At 32.4% G+C, this 19,546-nt stretch carries 10 protein-coding genes; 4 read left to right on the forward strand and 6 right to left on the reverse strand.

Going from position 1 to position 19,546, the window contains the following annotated elements; translation table 11 throughout:
* Positions 1–15 precede the first annotated feature (15 nt).
* The 4 genes from AMN99_RS02965 to AMN99_RS02980 are packed head-to-tail and all read left to right on the forward strand — an operon-like array spanning position 16 to position 5,671.
* A complete protein-coding gene (locus AMN99_RS02965; RefSeq protein ID WP_075506350.1) occupies positions 16–567 on the forward strand; it encodes an invasion associated locus B family protein in 552 nt (183 codons plus the stop codon).
* A gap of 6 nt (positions 568–573) precedes the next feature.
* Positions 574–2,568: a CHASE2 domain-containing protein gene (locus AMN99_RS02970; RefSeq protein ID WP_075506351.1), complete on the forward strand. Its 1,995-nt coding sequence runs from the start codon at positions 574–576 to the stop codon at positions 2,566–2,568.
* A gap of 8 nt (positions 2,569–2,576) precedes the next feature.
* Positions 2,577–4,193, forward strand: a complete 1,617-nt coding sequence (locus AMN99_RS02975) for a hypothetical protein (protein ID WP_075506352.1) — start codon at positions 2,577–2,579, stop codon at positions 4,191–4,193.
* A complete protein-coding gene (locus AMN99_RS02980) occupies positions 4,190–5,671 on the forward strand; it encodes a FecR domain-containing protein (protein WP_179850434.1) in 1,482 nt (493 codons plus the stop codon). Before AMN99_RS02975 ends, AMN99_RS02980 begins: the two co-directional genes overlap by 4 nt.
* A 2-nt stretch (positions 5,672–5,673) precedes the next feature.
* On the opposite strand, the gene AMN99_RS02985 is transcribed toward AMN99_RS02980, so the two are convergent.
* Genes AMN99_RS02985 through AMN99_RS03010 form a run of 6 tightly spaced genes read right to left on the reverse strand, consistent with a single transcriptional unit; the run spans position 5,674 to position 19,527 of the window.
* Positions 5,674–11,385 carry a LamG-like jellyroll fold domain-containing protein gene (locus tag AMN99_RS02985; protein ID WP_075506354.1) on the reverse strand — a complete coding sequence of 1,904 codons (5,712 nt, stop codon included), beginning with the start codon at positions 11,383–11,385 and terminating at the stop codon, positions 5,674–5,676.
* Between the two features lie 6 nt (positions 11,386–11,391).
* On the reverse strand, positions 11,392–15,084 hold the full coding sequence (locus AMN99_RS02990) for a PilW family protein (RefSeq protein ID WP_075506355.1): 3,693 nt from the start codon (positions 15,082–15,084) through the stop codon (positions 11,392–11,394).
* 1 nt (position 15,085) lies between these two features.
* On the reverse strand, positions 15,086–15,901 hold the full coding sequence (locus AMN99_RS02995) for a hypothetical protein (RefSeq protein WP_075506356.1): 816 nt from the start codon (positions 15,899–15,901) through the stop codon (positions 15,086–15,088).
* A complete protein-coding gene (locus tag AMN99_RS03000) occupies positions 15,901–16,476 on the reverse strand; it encodes a pilus assembly FimT family protein (protein WP_256998100.1) in 576 nt (191 codons plus the stop codon). The genes AMN99_RS02995 and AMN99_RS03000 overlap by 1 nt, the downstream gene beginning before the upstream one ends.
* 6 nt (positions 16,477–16,482) lie before the next feature.
* The gene (locus tag AMN99_RS03005; protein WP_075506357.1) at positions 16,483–17,772 is read right to left on the reverse strand and encodes a type II secretion system F family protein; all 1,290 of its coding nucleotides are present in this window, start codon (positions 17,770–17,772) and stop codon (positions 16,483–16,485) included.
* A gap of 3 nt (positions 17,773–17,775) precedes the next feature.
* On the reverse strand, positions 17,776–19,527 hold the full coding sequence (locus AMN99_RS03010; protein ID WP_075506358.1) for a GspE/PulE family protein: 1,752 nt from the start codon (positions 19,525–19,527) through the stop codon (positions 17,776–17,778).
* Positions 19,528–19,546 lie beyond the last annotated feature (19 nt).

The raw sequence follows: 19,546 nt of genomic DNA on the forward strand, positions 1-19,546 counted from the left end.
ACTGGAGATTAAAATATGAGATTATTACTAACTTTTATATTTATATTCGTATTTAGTTTAAATTTTACTCATGCAGAACAAAGTGAAGAAAAAGTTCCAACTGTTACCACAAAACAGTTTAGAGATTGGACTTTGCGATGTGTTACTGAAAACAAGAAACAAAAATGTGAAATTGTACAATTTTTACAAGTTAAAAATTTAAATCTACAATTTACAGTAGTGTATTCTGAATTTTTAAATAATAAAAATGAGTTAAAAGAATTAATCAATATAATTACTCCTCTAGGTGTTAATGTTCAAAGACCTGCATCAATAAATTTTCATAAAGGGACTGCAGTTAATTTACCTTTCATAAAATGTGAAGTTGTTGGATGTATAATATCAATTTCAAATGATACTACCGATCCTGCGATAGAGAGTCTTTTTAAACAAATTAAAGAAGCAATGAAAAAATCAATCTACTTTGAAATTTTAGTTGATGGATTTAGAGAAAAGCCATTTTTAATTAAATCTTCATTACAAGGTTTTGAAGATGCACTTACTGAATTTGAAAAACAAAAAAATTAAAAATTTGTGAAAAATTTAAAAAAATACCTTGGGCTTATTTTTCTAGCGCTGTTAGTGCTAATTAAAATCCAGGATAGTAATTTTGTTAAACGAATAGAGAATATCTCATATGATATTTACCAGTCTATTTTTGAGCAAAATAGCGAGTTTAATGATGTTTTAATCGTTGATATTGACGAGAAAAGTATAGGTGAAATAGGCCAATTTCCCTGGAGAAGAGACGTTTTTGCCAACCTTGTTGAGAAATTAGAGAATTTGGAAGCGTCAGTAATTTCTTTCGATATTTTTTTTAGTGAAGAAGACAAACAAAATCCTAGCAAAATATTAGGAGAACTTAATATTTCTAATAAAGGAGTATTAGACACTGACCAGTCCCTCATTACTGCAATACAAAATTCAAATGTGATACTGCCAGTTTTAGGAGACATTTCTGTTTTTGATAAAATGAATAATTCTAAACCAAAAACAAACTTTATATCAAGAGGAGGTGATGCAGAAAACTACTTATACAATTTTAAAAACAAAATCACTTCACTTGAAGTTATAAATAATGCAGCAAAAGGTATTGGTAACATTTCTTATCTTGATAATCAGGATGGTGTATTACGATCATTGCCAATTTTACTTAAAATCGATGGAGATATCTGGCCATCTTTAAGTTTAGAAACATTAAGGTTGTTGCATAAAAATAAAAGTATTTTAATTCAATCATCTGAAAGTGGAATAAAAACAATTAGAACCAAGAACTATAGTTTTAATACAGATCCAAACGCAATAGTCCATATCAACTATAAAAAATTTAGTAAAGATAAATACATTTCAGCTGTTGATATTTTAAATGACAAAATTAGTAAAAATATAATTAAAGATAAAATAATTTTAATTGGAAGCTCAGCACAAGGTTTATTTGATTTTGTTAAAATACCTAGTGGAAAAGTTATCCCTGGAGTTGAAACACATGCTCATGCAATTGAAAATATTATAAATAATGACTTTATAATTAAAAACTTAAAAACAGATATTATTGAAATAATTATATTATTAATTTCTTTAATCTTAGTATTAATAATTCCAAAAAAAGTTAATCCAAAACTAAGTATAGTTTTTTTTGTAGGCTTATGTGTATTTCTAATAACCTCTAGCTTAGTCTTTTACCAATTTAATTATTTTATAGATATATTCTACACTACTTTAGGCTCTGCATTTCTATTTTTAGTTACTCTATATTTTAGATATCTCCAGGAAAATGAAATAGCTATTGAAAATGAAAAAAAACAAATAGTTTTAAAAAAAGAAAGAGAAATTGCTGGTGAGGTACAAAAAAAATTATTTCCAAAAGAATTTGAACAAAAAAATATTCTTTACGCAAAGAATGTTCCTGCGCGAGATGTTTCTGGTGATTACTATGACTACATAAAAATATCTGAGGATGAATTTTATTTCACATTAGCAGATGTTTCTGGCAAAGGAGTTAAGGCTGGAATACTAATGGCAAATGCTGCAGCTGTTTTTAGATCGATGGCAAAACTTAATAAAGAAGTATCTACAATTGCAAGATACATTAACAATCAAGTTGCAGACTCATCTTATCAAGGAATGTTTATAACTGCGGTTGTAGGAAAATATAATATTAAAGAAAAAAAAATAGAATACATCAATCTTGGGCATGAACCAATTATGGTTTATGACGAAAATTTTAATTTTGAATATTATAAATCTACACTACCTCCGCTTGGAATTATGGCTATGGATAACGACGATTTCTTTCAGACAAATGAAATAAGCTTGGCAAATAAAAATTTAGTTATTTATACTGATGGTGTTACAGAGGGATATTTAGAGAATAATCAAGAATTAGAGGCAAAAGGTGTAGAAAAGGAAATTATTGATAACAAATTTAAGTCACCTGTATCGATTATTGAACATTTAAGCGGTATTTTAACCAAAAGAAAAGAGCCTTTAAGAGACGACATTACCTGTCTGATCATTTCTGGATTTTAATAATATTTATGAGAATACTGATCTTTCTTTTTTTTATATTTATTTCAATCACTAAGGCTCATGCAAATTTAGTTTTAAGTGAAGTTTTAAATAAACCAGAGGATCTTAAACAAGCATTTTTATTTGTTGAGCAAGAAAAAAATAACAAAGTTAATGAAGCGATTTATGCACTTGAGGTTTTAAAGAAAGTTTACCCAGAAAATTTAGAGATCAAAATAAAATTATTTTACCTTTATGAAAAAACTCAAAATGAAAAAGAGCTAAAAAAATTATTAAATGAGTTAAAGGAATTTGAAAATGTTCCAAGTTATATTGCAAATAAAATAAATGAAATAATTGTTTCAGAAAATAAATCTGAGAAAGAAGCTTTACAAATATCAAATGATAATTCCAAAGTAATAAAATATTCTGAAATTCTTAATAATCCAACAGATCTTGAATTAAATTTGAGATTTGCAAAGGAACAAGAAAGTTTAGGAAACTATAAAACTGTTATTGCAACTTTGGAAAGACTATCTGATCTATACTCAGAAAATTTAGATTTAAAATTATATTTATTATCAATATCGTTAAAAATAGATTCTAAAGAAAGAACTAAAGCAATAATTGATGAAATTAAACAAAGTGAAAAATTAACAGCTGATATTAGAGAGCAGCTCAATTCATTAACTAAAACAATAGAAAGTCAGAAAAAACCAAGAGATGAAAATGACTGGATTAGATATGTAGATTTTGGTGTCAATCTTGCAGAAGAAAACAATGTTAATACTGTTTCAAATTCAAAAACATTATATATCAGTGATAGTTTAAGTAATTATGCTGCAGATACTATTTACAATGATTCTTATAGTGACATCTTTATAAGAACAGGTGCTTTTAAGAAACTATCTGATACTTCAAATTTAAGTTTAAGTTTAGGTAAAAATGTAACAAGACAAAATAGAGACAAGAATAAAGAAAATGATCTAGACTCTTTGTTTGTTAATTATAACAAACAATTCAATAAAAATTATACGTCAGCTTTCTTTTCAATGAATAATAATAATTTTGTTAATGACGCTGAAAATGTAATTTACAATGTTGCTCTTGAAAATAGATACCTAACTAAACCAAACCAAAATCTTTTAGTGTCTTCAAATATGGGTATTACAGATTATAGAACAGATACTACTTTTAGTTCTGCAGATAATAAAAATAATACTTATTATGGACTTGCAACAGGTTATGAGTATTTTTTTAGTAATACTAACAATATAAAATTTAAATTAGGTATAAATCAGTATAACGCTAAGCTAGATTCTTATGGATATGAGAATAATTTTTATACTATTTCAAATTCAGGAAAAATTGGATTTTTAAATTATACAATTTCTCATTCAAATAACTCAAATAAATATGATAAATCTGACACTTTCGTAAAAAGCGATACAGTCAGAGATGATGAGATTATAACAAATAGTCTTACACTTTCTGGAAATTTAGAAGATTTAATAAAGAATAAGTATCTAAAGAATATTTTTTACAATCTTTCCTATTCTGATATAGAGTCGAGCTCAAATATCCTTAATTATGACTACGATAAGGAAATAATTAAATTTGGATTAACAAAAAGGATGCTGTTTTGAAGAAAATATTGGCTCTAATTTTAACCCTATTTTTTATCAGCCATTCAGTTGCTGATGAGAAAATTGTAGGTGCAATTACATTATCGATTGGAAAAATTACCAATCAAAAAGGAGAAATTTTAAAAGCTGGAGATAAAATTTTCTTTGGAGATGAAATTATTTCTGATGGAAAATCTAAATCTCAAATAATCTTTTTAGATGAAACGGTTCTTACAATCGGAGAAAAAACATCAATTTCAATAGATGAATTTGTTTTTGATCCAAGTACATTAGATGGTAGTTTTTTAGCGACACTTAATGAAGGGAGTGTAAAAGTTTTAAGTGGATTAATTAATCAAAAGAACCCTGAAAAATTAGAAGTTAAGACTGCAGCTGGAACAATAGGTTCAAGAGGTACAGAGTTTCAAACAATTATAGATGAGGAAGATAACGCCCAAGTATTACTAATTGGTCCTGGGGAAGACAACACTTTAGGATTAAGGCCAGGTGCGGTAGAAGTTGCAAATGAACTTGGGAGTGTATTACTAGATACACCTTTTTCATTCACTCAATTATCTTTAAACCAAATTCCAACTCCTCCAGTTGAAATTACACAAGAACAATTACAACAATTCCAAAATTTTTTAGATGTTAAAGCAAATCTTGATGTTCAAGATGTAGAGAGTGCAATTAAAGAAGGTTTGTTTGATGATCAACAAATAAGTGGAAATGAAATAATAGGTGAAATAGTTACCACTGCTCTAAATTTAAGTGATGGTGGATTAACTTTTGATCAAATTGCAGAAGTACTCGGTGTTGATGTAGTAGATATTATTGGTGAAGAAGGTCAGGCTGAATTTGAAAACGAGTCTGCAGAAAATCAAATTGCAATGGCGAATGCTGAAGGAGGTGATGGTTTAGCATATATTTTACGTTATGGTGGTACCAATTTAGGGGAAACTACTTATGGAGATTTCCAGGGTATTACTTCTGGAACTTACACATATACTGGAAACAATATTAATATGGCAGCAACTAAAGGAACTGGTTCTGGGACTTTTAGTGGTGTAACAACAGTTAACTTTGCATCTCAAACGATAAACAATACTTATTCGGGAACATTGTCTTTAGATGGTAATGCTGATGTAGATTTTAGTTATTCTTTTACAACTGATTACTCTAGTGGATCAGCATCTACATCAATGTATGGAGGCAATAATGGAATTTTTAGTATAAATAATTCAAACGGCACAACAGCTACAACCACTAAATCAGGTGATGCAGGTTTTGATCCGTCAGACTTTACTTCAGCTGCTGGAAGTTATTATGCTGATGCCGCGACAGATTTCTTTAATGTTCAAATGAATGGATCTCCAAATCCATCAACTGGTTCAGTTGCAACAATTGCCTTAAATGTTACTGATTATAATGATGCTGCAACTGATACAGAAAATACTATAGATGGCCAAAGAACTGGGATAATGCCATCAAGAGATTAAAATTATCTATTATTCCAAGATATAGGTGTAACCGTAACAGCGTTTCTACTACCTATTGCTTTAACAATTCCAACTTCTTGGTTTAATGATGTATCTCCATAAACAAGCTTAACTTTTATTCTTCTATTTCCTGGAGTGAAATCACTAGTGTCTGTATTTTGATAGTATACTTTTTCTAGCTCATCTCTCCATTCCTCAATTGTAGGAACTGTATTTGAAGGTGGTGTTATTTTTAAAGGAGAATTGGATGATCCAATAAATGTAGCAGATCTTGACCAACCAGAGGACAGAGCATTATCTCCTGTTGTATTAATTTTAACTGTATCCTCGTCACTTATAAAAATGCTGTTTTCACTTCCATCATTGAAAAATGATACTTCCGCTCTAATAGGACCCAATACTACATCTATGTTGTTACCATCTTCTTCAATAACTGCCCCTGTATAATCTCCAACACTACCCCCAAAACGAACAATATATCCCTCAACATCTGAACTAGCATCACCTTCTCGTGTCATAATTTTTGTTGTGGATGAAGAGCTAGTTTGTTTAAATGTTAAATAATCATTATCATCAGCTGCTGGATGACTGCTCATCCAGTTTGCTGAAGCGAATGGTCCAACACGTACACTTGATTCTGAGGAACGCAATGTTGTCTGGTTGCAACTGGCTTCATTTTCAAGATCTGCATCGGTTAAAGAAGTATTTATTCTCACGCGCCAAAACTCTTTATCTTTCCATGGTCCAGAAGTGTATCTCCAAAAACCAGATCTATATAAACCACCCTGGCACTCATCAGTACCGTTAACCCACGCTTCTTTATTGTTAGACACACCTAATTGTTTTAGAGCATCCAAATCTGCTGTGGTTGTTACATTAGCTAAGTATCCTTGAATTCCACATAAGTTTGCATAAGTTGCTTGAAAATTTGCTTGATTGTAATTTAATTCCTTAATATTCAGTTGATAGTAATGTTCAGCGTCAGTTGGTTTTTTGACATCTCCAATTAAAACTTCAATTTCTCTAGTTCCAGCTGTTGAAGCATCGTGCTCAAAATACATTGATTTAATTAAATCTAAGTAATTTTGACAAGTAGCATCTCCAGTTATTGTAACCGTGGCTGTTTCGTTATTTGTGGCTGATAAACCTAAAGATGAAAGTTCATTAGTTCCAGCTACTAATTTATCACCACTTTGAGAACCTGTCTTTATCTTAACTATCGCTTTAGTTACCCTTCTATCATAAAGTTTAATTACTCTTTTTGTGGCAATTCTTATAATTGGATCTTCATCATTTTCCATACCGCCATATTCAACAATAATTCCTCTTATTGAGTAATCAGAATAAGAGTCGTCTGGACCATTATTCCAATTATGTAAATCATTCCAAGTTAATTGCTGACTTTCAGAAAAATGAGTTCCCAGCATGTGTACGCCATGTTCTGTTCCAGCAACATTGTTTGGTTCATTTTCTCCACTCCAATTTCTAAATGGCATCCCGTCAACAAAAATTTCACCAATTTGTTGTCCTGATGGATTTGCTCTGGTCCAATCTGGTTCACCACGATTAGGTTGTCCAGACTTTGGCAAAGTAATCTCTTCTTGGTTTGCAGATGGATCCTCACTTGCCGTTCTATTTGGAGCGAAAGCTAAACCTCTAGCATTCCATAACATTCCTTCTGGTCCAGTAACCCATCTCCAAAAAGGACACTCATCATCATCTACTGTGTCATCTACATTGCTCAAACTTGCATTAAAAAATATTCTAGTTCTATTTCCAGTTATTGCAGCATTTGTTTCTAAAGCGATTTTTGGATCTTTATAAAATAATTCTATACCTGATTGAGACTGAGGATTATTATTTGCACTTGAAATTGTTGTTGTTTCTTTTCTATAAAATTCATTTTGAATACCTTCTAGCTCCCATAATTGAGCTGTGCTCGCAGTATAATTTGAATAAGAACTCGTGTTTATATTTTCTCTAGTATCAAGATCTACAAGATTAAAGGTCGTATTTGAGACAACTCGAACCCTATAAAATCCCGTACTAAGTTGTGTCATCCCATCTACGTTCATTTGATTAGATGAGCTGATATCTGCAATTTTTATAATGTCATCATGTACTAATCCATGATTTGAACTTGTGGTGATAAGGGCAGGATTTGCTTTAGATATTGATGAAATTGTTATCGCAGAAACTGTGCCTCTATATTTTTCAACAATATTTCTTAGATAGTTTACTGAAGAACCATAAGATTGGCCTCCTCTATACATTGTAATTTCCTCAAAATCTCTTAAAGCTCTAAAATCTGCAGTAGCTTGAGCTCTATTATCCCTTTGCCTAAAACCACCACACTTATTTAAATCAGTATTTGAATTTTGATCATCTGAAGATGCAATTCCTCCCATCCATCCATTCCCAACTGCTTTATCAGTTACAATATCGTTTTCTGCTTCACTTGTTATAGTTGCCAGATATCCACTTTTTCCAAAGTAGTCTAGTTGTCTCGCAAGTGAGAAGCCTTCGTTCATTCTTCTATTTTTATCATTGAAGATATCATTATTAGCATTTGAACTGGCTCTTCTTGGAAATTCATAAAATTCGTAAAAATGATTATAACCATCACGATGCTCGTTCACATGAAGAGGACCTAATGAAAATAAAATTGTTCTTTCACCTAATGAAGGAGTTGTAACATCCTCAGCATCTGGATCCGTTCCATCTGTACCATCTGTCCCTTCATCTGCAAATGGATTTTCACCATCCTCAGCATCTGGCTCTAATGTATTGTAATATTTTACAGACTCGAATGCCTGTTCCCATACATCTATATCATCACATGGTGCATCAGACTCGTCACCTGTGTACATAGTCCAAACTTGAGGATTAAAAATTGTAGGCGTTTCAGATATATCTAATGAAGATCCACCTGTAATTGTTGAGCCTGATGTATTTTTCCAAACTCTATTATTATACCAAACAAAATCATTTGCATTATATGAGGTTGCGGGACTCCAATCATCTGGTTTTCCAGAGTGAACTAAAGTTAATACTCCAGTATAAGCATTCCAACCTAAATAATCATCAGAGGTATTATTATCTGATGCAGAAGTATTATCTGCAGTAATTGCTGAAGGATAATCTTCTGCACTTGTATCAATTTGCAATATATCTTCATAAACATCAGGATTATCATCAAGATCAAGATCATTTAAATCACCATCATTATTTCCATCAATAGCAGCAACATAAGTATCTGCCTCTATAGTAACACGCGCCATACAAAAGTTTGTATCGCTATAATTTACTTCATCAGCATCATCTGTATCACCATCTTGGTTAATATCGTGCTCTAAGCTAAAATGATCATACCCTCCATATTCAACTACATATCCTGTAATACAATCTAGTCCTCCAGAACCACAGTTTGGAATTCTCCTCAAATCATTCCATTCTCCATCATCTCTCCCAGATCTATTAATTTCCATATCTGCATATGGTTCAGCAGCATTATTCGGTTCACCAGTTTGCCAATTAGTATAGGAAACGCTCATTCCCATTAACGGACCTGACTCAGATTGCATGTTAGCTGCGTTACTAGTTGGATCTCGCCAATCTGAATTAGATAGCCATAAATAATGTTGGTCATCAGAACCATCTAATCTTGCTCCATAATACACAGCTCTAGTTTCTCCAGCCGCTACATGAAAAGGAGTTACACCTGTGCATCCTGAATCTGTACTGTTATCGCACATAACAGCATCTTTTATAAATTCATTTTCAGCTGCACTTTCAATAGAGACCAAATAACCTCTCATACCACCACATGTTGATTGTTCGGCTCTTCTTTTTGCTTCCCACCAGTCAATGGAGTCTCCGTTGTATCCAAGATCACTTGAAATATTTGGTGCTGTTGAAAAATATTTATAATAGTGACCGTAACTATTATCCCCAGATGAAGATTTAAATTGAACTCCATCACATCCGCTACCTAAAACTTCTGACCAGTCATCCTCTTCAAAATCAACATTTGCACTTTTTCCATCATCTTTCTCTAAATAATAAAGTTTATCGTCATACTCTACACAATCACCTTCGTTGTAAGATGAAGAAGCACTAAAATCAGTAAAGGTAGTTGTGTTATTACATTGCTCCATCGCTCTTTTATAAACATAGAAATTAGTATTAGTATTATCTTTAGTTTGAATATTGATATCTCCGTCAGTTCCTAATTGACCAACATAAGTATTTAAAGGTGTGATCAATGGTGTTCCTTCCTGACCTGTTAAGTCATTTAAATCTTCTGAAGTTAATGCAATTTTCCCATCACCAACATCTCCTTTTTGAAGAGGAGCGCTAACAATTAATTCTAATGGTACTATTTGATTTTGTGGACCTTTTCCACAAGATAGAATTTTATAATATACAAGATCTTCTGCGGGCGGGACATTAAGTGTCGGGGCAGAATCTGTTTCGGAAGTTACTTCGTAATCTACAAATTCAGTTTTCCACAAAGTCCCCTTGTTCCCTATTCCAAAAATTGTAGCATCATTTTTTCTATCTGCTCCCCTAGACGTGTTAGAGTCTTTAGCTATATTTCCAGATCCATCATTAAACTTGTAGTAAGAAACAAGACCAGGCTCAGATCCTGATAACCTTTTTCTATAATTATTTGATATTTCTGTTGCAGAACGAGCAACATTCCATATTCTTAATTCAGCTATATTTCCTTTCCAAGGCAAACTTTGAATTTTTACATCACCAGTTTGATAGTTTGATGGTGAAAAACCCGCCAAACCTTCGCCTATAGCTAAAGGCCAAAAATCACCAGTTGGCAAAGTCTCTGTTTGATTAGTATAGTTTGATCCACTGACAGCATCTAAATCAAAATCATACTCATCAGAATCGCTCAATACACCATTTTGATATATTTTTACGTTATTTGTGTCAGTTGCTGAAGTACCACCCTCCCAAACCCAGGCAATGTGAACCCACTTATCTTTTGTGTTGTTTGGATTTCCCACTGTTGCAGTTTCACTGGCAGCAACAGTATCTTCACCCATCCTAGGTGACCATTTATCATTTTTTACTTTAAAGGTTAAATCTTCAGGTCTCCCAAATTCAAAAGCATGCATTTCATAATTACTTGTGGATTGAGTATTTTTTATCCACATCTCAATTGTAAATTTAGTTGTTGGAAAATCTTTAAAGTTCTCAACTAAAGCAAAAGATCTATCTGCATACGTTGTATTTTGATCGCTTCCACCTTTTGCACCTTCTGCTGAAAAATAAATTGACCTTATTGCATCAGAATGTCTTTGAACAAAAACTTCATAAGACATATCTTGAAATTTTGCTTCATCAGACCCTAAATCTGCTTCAATTCTTTTGGCAAAATAAACATTCTCATCAGGGTTAGTAAAACCATGTCTATTTAGGCATTTATTATCAGAATCCTCAATATTAAAGTCATTTTGGATATCTACCAAAGAAAAACTGTTGGAATTTAATTGATCTGAAATCCATTTCTGGCCTTCTTGCAAACCAGTTTCAGCAGCTAGATTTACCTGCTGCATAACTGAATTTCTTGAAACACTTTTTAAATCATTATCATAATAAAAAAACATTGCTCCTGTCATTATTGATAAAGCAGAAACAACAGCGATAACAAAAACTAAAACAAATCCTTTTTCTTTTTGATTTTTTAAATCCATAATTTACTACGAGTCACTCCATAACTGCTGTCTATCTATATAGTTATGAGAAGTTTTACACCTATTTGAAAGCATTCCGATCGTAACATCTTCTCCATCTACAGTTACTGTTTTTTCAGCAATTTTAACAGACGGTTGGACAGATCTTTCTGGGAAATCAAAAGTAATAACCGCTTCATCTAAGTTACTTGTAAAAGGTACAGTTTGCCTTCTAAAAACTTTCTCACCTTCTTTTCCATAGATGTAGCCCTCTATGGTCATTGCTGCCTTCGTTTTGTAAACAGAAATATTTTCCATTGCTGTTTCTGAACAATCTACTCTATCAACATGAACTTTTTCAGTTGTTGCAAGTTGATTTCCTCTTAAGTCAGTTGCAATTATTCTAACTGCAAAATATTTTTTATTAGTTGGCAAATTTGCCCATCTAATATCTGAGTCATCATTTAAAACTAAATAAAATTTATCATCTTTTTGATCTATTCTAAATCTTGTTCCATGATCGACATCTTTATCTGAGTCATCATTTGGTACTTCACCAAGATTAAATCTTACAAAATCATGGTCATCTGGCTCTTGTGCATCATCCCCAGTGGTTGTTACATATATTTGGCCAATGACTAAATCTTTATTTGCGTCTTCTGCCATATCAAAGTTGGTTTTATCCGAAATAGCAGTACCGTCTTCTTCTTTAAAAGAAACTCCAGATGGTGTTGTGTTTTCTATATTAAAACCAATATAAACTTTTTTAATATCAGAAATTCTTGTATTCGAAGTGTCCTCAGTTTGTACAGCATAATAAAAAGAGTCTTCGTGAGCTTCTCCATCATCAAAGCCGGTTGGTAAAGTATCATACTTAAAAGAGCCATCTGCATAAACATGCATTTTTCCTCCGGCAGTTGTGGTAACTGTTGCTCTAGCACCACTGTAGCTTGCTTTGTTTCTAGTATCATACATTTCACCAATATTTGGTAATTCGCTATTGTTTGCCCATACTGCAGTTACTGCTCTCCAAGTTCCACTTAACCTACAATCCATGGTCCTATCAGAACCATCAACACTTTGAGTTTTATAAGTCGCTGACTCAGCTAGGTCACCTGCTACAGTTCCTATTTCATCACAACTATTCGAATCTGAATTTGCATCAACTAATACTTCCAAGTGTTCTCCCTGTGGATCGTAAGATTTGCTTAAAAGTCCATAGATTCTATTTACAGTTTTATAGTCTTCATCCATATAGTAATATAAATTCTGTGCTTTAGGCATTGGTTTGTTGTCTGCAGTTTTTATGGGAACGTATCTTGGCAGTCTTGCAATCTGTATATTTGAATATCTATTGTCAGGTTGTGAAAATGAGACTATTGCAACTGAACCTCTTTGAAATCTTTTAAAATTTGCTTTTTTTAAATCATCTCTGTCTTGACTTCTTCCGGGTAAAGTAACTTCCACTCCATCATCAACTTCTGAAAATGGAAATGTAGATGAAGTATGATCATGCAAGGTTCCATCTGAATCAAAACGATAATCAAAAGCAGTAAATCTTTGGCTTAGCGTATTAGATAGATGTGGTTTATTTTCAATATTTGCTCTAAATTTATTTGGATGAAATGTCATGGTGATTGTGTTTTTTACACCTGTGTTTCTTCCCCAACTACAGTTCCATCTATGCGTAGCTCCAGGGTTGTAACTTATTCTAGAAAATGATCTGCCTCTGCTATTGCAATTTCTAAATCCAGTGTTGGCTGGTCGTGTGTTATCAAATCTTGCAAACAATCTATCATAGCCTTTGGTATTATAGTTCATCTGTTGAGAACTACTTGGTGTTGACCAGCCTGTCAGATGACTCATATTTGCATGTGAAAGATAAGACCCCTCAGATCTTCCACAATTTCTTGTATGGCTAAATTCATAACCTTTAAAATGATGTAAGTGTATTGCTGATTGGTTGCCTCTAGCTCCCCACCAGGACCACAAATACATATCATAAGTCAAATCCGCTGGTTCTCCCCACCAACTATTTTTATCTGAGGCAGATAAACTATCCCACTCAGCCTTATCAATTCCCCTAAGAGAGTTTTTTAACTTTGTGGCATCAAAATTACTATCTCCACTTAATCTTTCATAATCAATTCCAGCACATGCTCTTATTTTGCCATCAGGCCATTTTTTTTGAACTACACTGGGTCTTTGATATCCAGCTGCAAAACCTAACATATCATCATCCATCCATGCATTCATTTGTGGATTACAATCAGGATAACCACCTGAACATATCATTCCTTTCAATACAAAAGAATCGTATTGATCAGTTGAAACTAAAAATGATGGTGATGCTAAATTTTGTTGGATATAAAAAGATCTACCATCATCAGTTAAATCATAGTTTGGTCCTCCATTATAACTTGAAGAACCTCTACTCTCGTAGTTAGCTTTACCATAAGTAAACCCTTTTGGTTCCCAGGTATGAAGATTAATATCTGAAAATTGTGGAGCTTCAAATTTCATAACTCTTATGGTGTAGTCTTTGTAAGCTTCATTTTGGTCAACCCATCCCTCACCATCACAATTAGTATCTAGATCGGCTTTTACTCTTATATTAAAATCTTGATAACCATCAGAATTAAAAGAATAACCTGTGTCAGTTTTTGTTAAATCTCCTGAAATTTTAAGTGTTCCATTCCACTCACCATCATCTGCTACATTGTCATTATCAAGATCATCATAACCAGAGGTTACTGATAAACCTGGAGGTATAGTTGTATCTGTACTAACTGTTACTAATTTTAATCTCATTTCACTATGAGTAATATCTGGGATACCTGTCACCTCTGGTGGTTTTTCAGATCTAAAGATTATATCGTCATAAGTTCTATTTAAAGCTGTTGTGCCAACTTTTTCACCTTGATGTAAAATTATAACATCATCATTAGTTACAAAATTTGATAACTGAATATCTCTAGTTAAATTATTTGCACATTGAGCTTTTAGACTACCTGTAAATTGTATTACAGGTGTCCTATTTTCATGTAAATCTTCCTCATCATAAACATAAAATGTAGATCCTCCAAAATTAAGATTTCTCATATAAGCTGAGGCAGTATAAGTTTCGGATACTTTTTCATCGACAGACTCTAATTCTACTTCAAAGTCAATATGCTTACTTCTAAGTCTAATTTTAAATTCCTCAAAAAATTGAGCCACAGGCATCCAATCTACATCAACTGTGGTATTAGAATCACTTTCGTCGCAATTAGTTGTATTCCAAATTTTCTTTTTTAATACTGTCTTTTCAGTTTCTGGTGAGTAGGGTATTTTTAATTCGTATTTAATTAATTTTCTTCGAATAGTGCCATCGTTTTCTTCTGTATCAAAACAAAATAATACTTTTTCTCCATACTCTGTGTCATCAGATACTTCAGTTTCATCAGCATCATCATTCAATACTTTAACTGGTTCTTGAACTTCACCAAGAGTGCTATCAGGATGTTTGTAACCAGCCATTTTGCTATCAAATTGCAACATATGCAGTGCAAATCGAGCCTCTTGCTTCATGTTGTTGTGATTAATTTGTCTAATAAATGTCCCCTGAAAATTATTATAAATTGTATAAGTTGCTCCCATAACAATAGTTGAAACAACTACTGCAACTAATGCTTCCGTAAGAGATAATCCTTTTTGAGTAATAAATTTTTTTAAATTCATTTTACGTTCCAGCTAAAAACAGTCTTCTAAATTTTTCTTCAATTTTGTCTTGTTTAATAATTATTGTAACTTGTTTCTTTTTGACAGTTTCATAAATATCAACGCCATCTTCTTGATCAGTAACTCCATCATTATCTTTATCAACAGGGACATCTTTTTCAATATCCTCAATTTCTAATAATCTTTTATCTCCAGTTCTTGCAGGACCAAGATGTTTCTTTAATAGAGCTCCCCAATTATCTAGATCAGTCAAAACTTTTTGATTAGTAATTGTTCCTTTATATGTTGTGTCTTCAAATTTAGTCATATCTAAATCATCATAAGGATCTAAGCTACCTTCAGAATTAGATATAAATGTAATTGGAGCATTTTTTGTAGCATCAGATGCCATGTTTTTATTAGGCGTATCATCAGGAACATCTGATCGTTCTAAAGATAAAACTGTATTATTATCATCATCAAACTCAGTAGAATCTGTAATTTCGTACTTGCCGCCTACTCCCTCAATTATTATTTGATCCCCATCACCTGGTAATTGGGCAAGCCCTTTTACCTTTAAAGAAGCGCCTGCTGTAGTATCTTCAAACACTCTTGGATTTCCATATTGCGCAGCTACAGGATTGTAGACAGCAGCAAGTTCTTCAAACATTAATTCTACTGCATAAGCAGCTTTGTCAAACTTCCTTAAATTTGCAAAATCTCTTTCTTGATAAGATTGTAATGTCATAAATACAGTTACAGCTATACCTAGAACGCCTGCTGCAGTCATTCCTTCAACTAAAGATACTCCCTTTTGAAATTTATGTTTTAAATTCATTACATTCTTTTCCCATTGTTAAAAAAACCTGTCTCGTATATATGAAGATAATCCTTTTTTCCTCCAGCGTTTTCAGAAGCTTGCATTTCTCCTCTAGCATTTTCAGGTGATGAGCCATCAGGCAAAAAACAAAAAAAGTTATTTGAAGCAGAAACTTTAGTGCAGTTTCCAGTTGTAGATGTGCATCTACTAATTGTCATATGCTCAAGTTTTTTTGTTAAATCTGTTAGTTTAGTTCCTTTGTCATTAGTGCCATCAAAATCAGAACATTTTGTAGCTGTAGATTTATGATATTCCACATTATATCTGTTCAAACCTTGTGCCTGCCAAACTTCTAAATCTGCAGTATTGTTGGAAGTATCATTTATAACTCTAATCGTATAAGCGTTTCCATCTTCCAATGAAAGTTGTCTAACATAATTTATTTGGCCTCGAATTGTTGCAAGGTCACTTTCAAAATTTTCTTGATCACCAAAGTTATCAATTGCTGGAAAACCAACTGCACCAATGATGGATACAATGGCTATAGTTGTCATCAGCTCCAAAATACTGAAACCTTTTTCTTTAATTCCCATTAAAGTCTATCCTACAGCTTGACCAATGCTGAAGATTGGCATGTACAAAGCTATCATAAGAAGCCCAATAATTGCGCCAATTATTACGATCATTAATGGTTCTATGATTGAGGATAGAGCAGCAACAACACCATCAAATTCTTCTTCATAATAATTTGCAATTGATTGGAACATTTCTTCCATATTTCCTGTTCGTTCACCAACAGCTGTTAACTGGGAAAGAGCTGGAGGAAATATGTGCTCTTCTTTTTGGAGTAGCGCAGACAAAGTTTGACCAGTTACTATCTGCCTCCCAATTCTTTCTAATGCATAAATAAAGACAAGATTTGTTGTTACAGATTTAGAAATTTTTATTGTGTCTATGATGCTTACCCCAGCTCTTGTTAAATTAGCCATAATCATACACATCCTAGATACTGTTGCTTTAACGATTAAATCGCCAAACAATGGGAACTTTAAAAACCTTTTATGCATTACATGTCTAAAACCTTCTATATTTTTATACATAAAGTTATATGTAACCCTAATAATTATGATAATTCCCAAAATTTTCATTATATTTGTAGGATTAGCAATAAATCTACTTGCATTAACAATAACTAAAGTTGCTGCAGGGAGTTGAACACCCATGGAACCATACATTTTCTCAAAAACAGGAACAACTTTCCACAACATGAAAATTGTAATCACTGTTGCAACTGTCAAAAGCATTACTGGATAAAATAATGCACTTTTTATCCCTTGTTTAATTTTTGCATTTTTCTCTAATAATTCTACAAGTTTAATTAAAAACTCATCTAACTTACCACTGGCCTCACCTGCAGAGATCATATTCAAATAAATATTATCAAAAATTTTAGGATGCTTAGCAAATGCATCCGTTAAATTCATACCGCCATTTAAATCTTTAATTATAGCGTGAGCAGTCATTTTCATTTTCATGTGTACAGTTTGATCTCTGATCATCATTATAGACTCGAGAATAGGCAGACCTGCTTTGATCATGGTTGATACTTTTTTTGTAAACTGCAGTAATTCCTTTGGCGGAACTTTGGCCCAAGGTCCAAAATTTAAATAAATATTTCCTTTTGAAATAATAATAGGGGCATTACTTATAGGAACATCATCTAAAGACGGTGGACCTTTTGTTTCAGATTTACCGTTACCTTTTTTAATCGAGGTAACAATTATTTTTTTTTTTCTAAGTTCTACTGCAGCACTTTTTGGATCAGATGCAGAAATTACACCATTTATTTTTTTTCCAGCTTGAACACCAGCATATTGAAATGTTGCCATAAACTAAACTACTAAAATTCTAGAATATTCTTCAACAGATAATATACCTTTTTTAATAAAATTTCTGCCAATAACTTGCATAGTTTTGAAACCATCCTTAATTGCAACTTCAAGCATTTCATCTCCTCTAGCATCTCTTAATATCGCTGCTTCTAAGTTGGGAGTTTTTTTTAACACTTCGTAAATTCCTTGTCTTCCTTTATATCCAGTGTTATTACATTCTGCACAACCTGCACCCATTTTGGGGGTAAAAGTATTTAACTCTTCTTCTTTAAAACCAAGTTGTAATAAACTTTCTCTTGTTGCCTTGTCATCATCCACGGTACAAGAAGAACAATTCTTTCTTGCTAACCTTTGAGCAACAATTAAACTTAAAGCTGATGCAACCATGAAACTTGGAACACCCATATTTACTAATCTGACAACTGTAGACACTGCATCATTTGTATGAAGTGTACTTAATAACAAGTGTCCAGTTAAAGCGGCTTTAATTGCAATATCTACGGTAGATTTATCTCTTATCTCTCCAACTAGAATTACCTCTGGGTCTTGTCTTAAGAAAGATTTTAATATTGCCTCAAATGTTAAACCAATTTCATTGTTAGCTTGAATTTGACCTACTCCTTTTAAATAAAATTCAACTGGATCCTCAGCTGTCATTATATTTGTTCCAGGATTATTTATTTTTTTAATACATCCATAAAGAGTTGTACTTTTACCACTACCTGTTGGGCCTGTAACCAAAACCATCCCTTGGGGAGCGGTTATAGCTGTGACCAAGTTATCGTAATCTTCTTTATCAAGACCGATTTGCTCTAAACCAAGATCTGGTCCAGCAGCAAGTAAACGCATAACAACTCTTTCACCTTCTTTAGCTGGAATAACTGAAAATCTAACATCAATATCAACATCATCTTCATTTTTTGGTTGTGGATTTTTAAATTGAAGTTTTCCATCTTGTGGCAACCTTTTTTCAGAAATATCACAACCCGACATAATCTTTAGTCTTGTCACTATTGCATTATAATTCTCCATCAAAAATTGTTTAAATTGTAATTGTTCTTGAAGGACACCATCTTTTCTAAATCTTACTCTTGCCTCACCTCTTCTAAAAATTTCAATATGGATATCACTCGTACCACTAAAAAAAGACTCGTTTAAAAGTTTATCAACAAACTCAACTACAGCATTTTCACCTTGCGTAATTTTTACATTCGGGACCTTCACATTTAAATTTGGTTTTGAAAGTGATGATTTTTGTGCTTGATTATTTGTTGAGTTTGCAGACTCTTGTGTTGCTTCAATTACAGATTTAAACTTTAGAGCTTGATCCAAATTTGATGGTTTAGCAACATATAGCTCTACATTACATCCTGTCATGCTTTTAATCTTGCCTGCCAATGTAGATTTGGTTGGATCAAATAAAGCAATTTTCAAAATTCTCCCATTTAATTCGAATGGAAGCATTTCATTTTCCATTATAAAATCTTTTGGAAGTTTTTTTACAGCTTCTTTTTTAATATTTTGCTCAGTTAGAATAGTTTTACGTAAAGCATAATTTCTTGAAACTGCTGAAACAATATCATCTTCACTTACTAATTTGTCATCAATTAAATACTCTAGAACTCCAAGGGGAACCTTGCCATTACTATCGTATTTTTTTTTAGCCTCATTAAAATTTGCTTCAGATAATTTTCCACTAGTTTTTAAAAGGTTTGAAATCTTAATACTTATTTCAGGATTTATTGAAGGCATGTTTAAAGTTATAATAAAA

Source organism: Candidatus Pelagibacter communis (assembly GCF_001180225.1).
Lineage (GTDB): Bacteria > Pseudomonadota > Alphaproteobacteria > Pelagibacterales > Pelagibacteraceae > Pelagibacter > Pelagibacter ubique_D.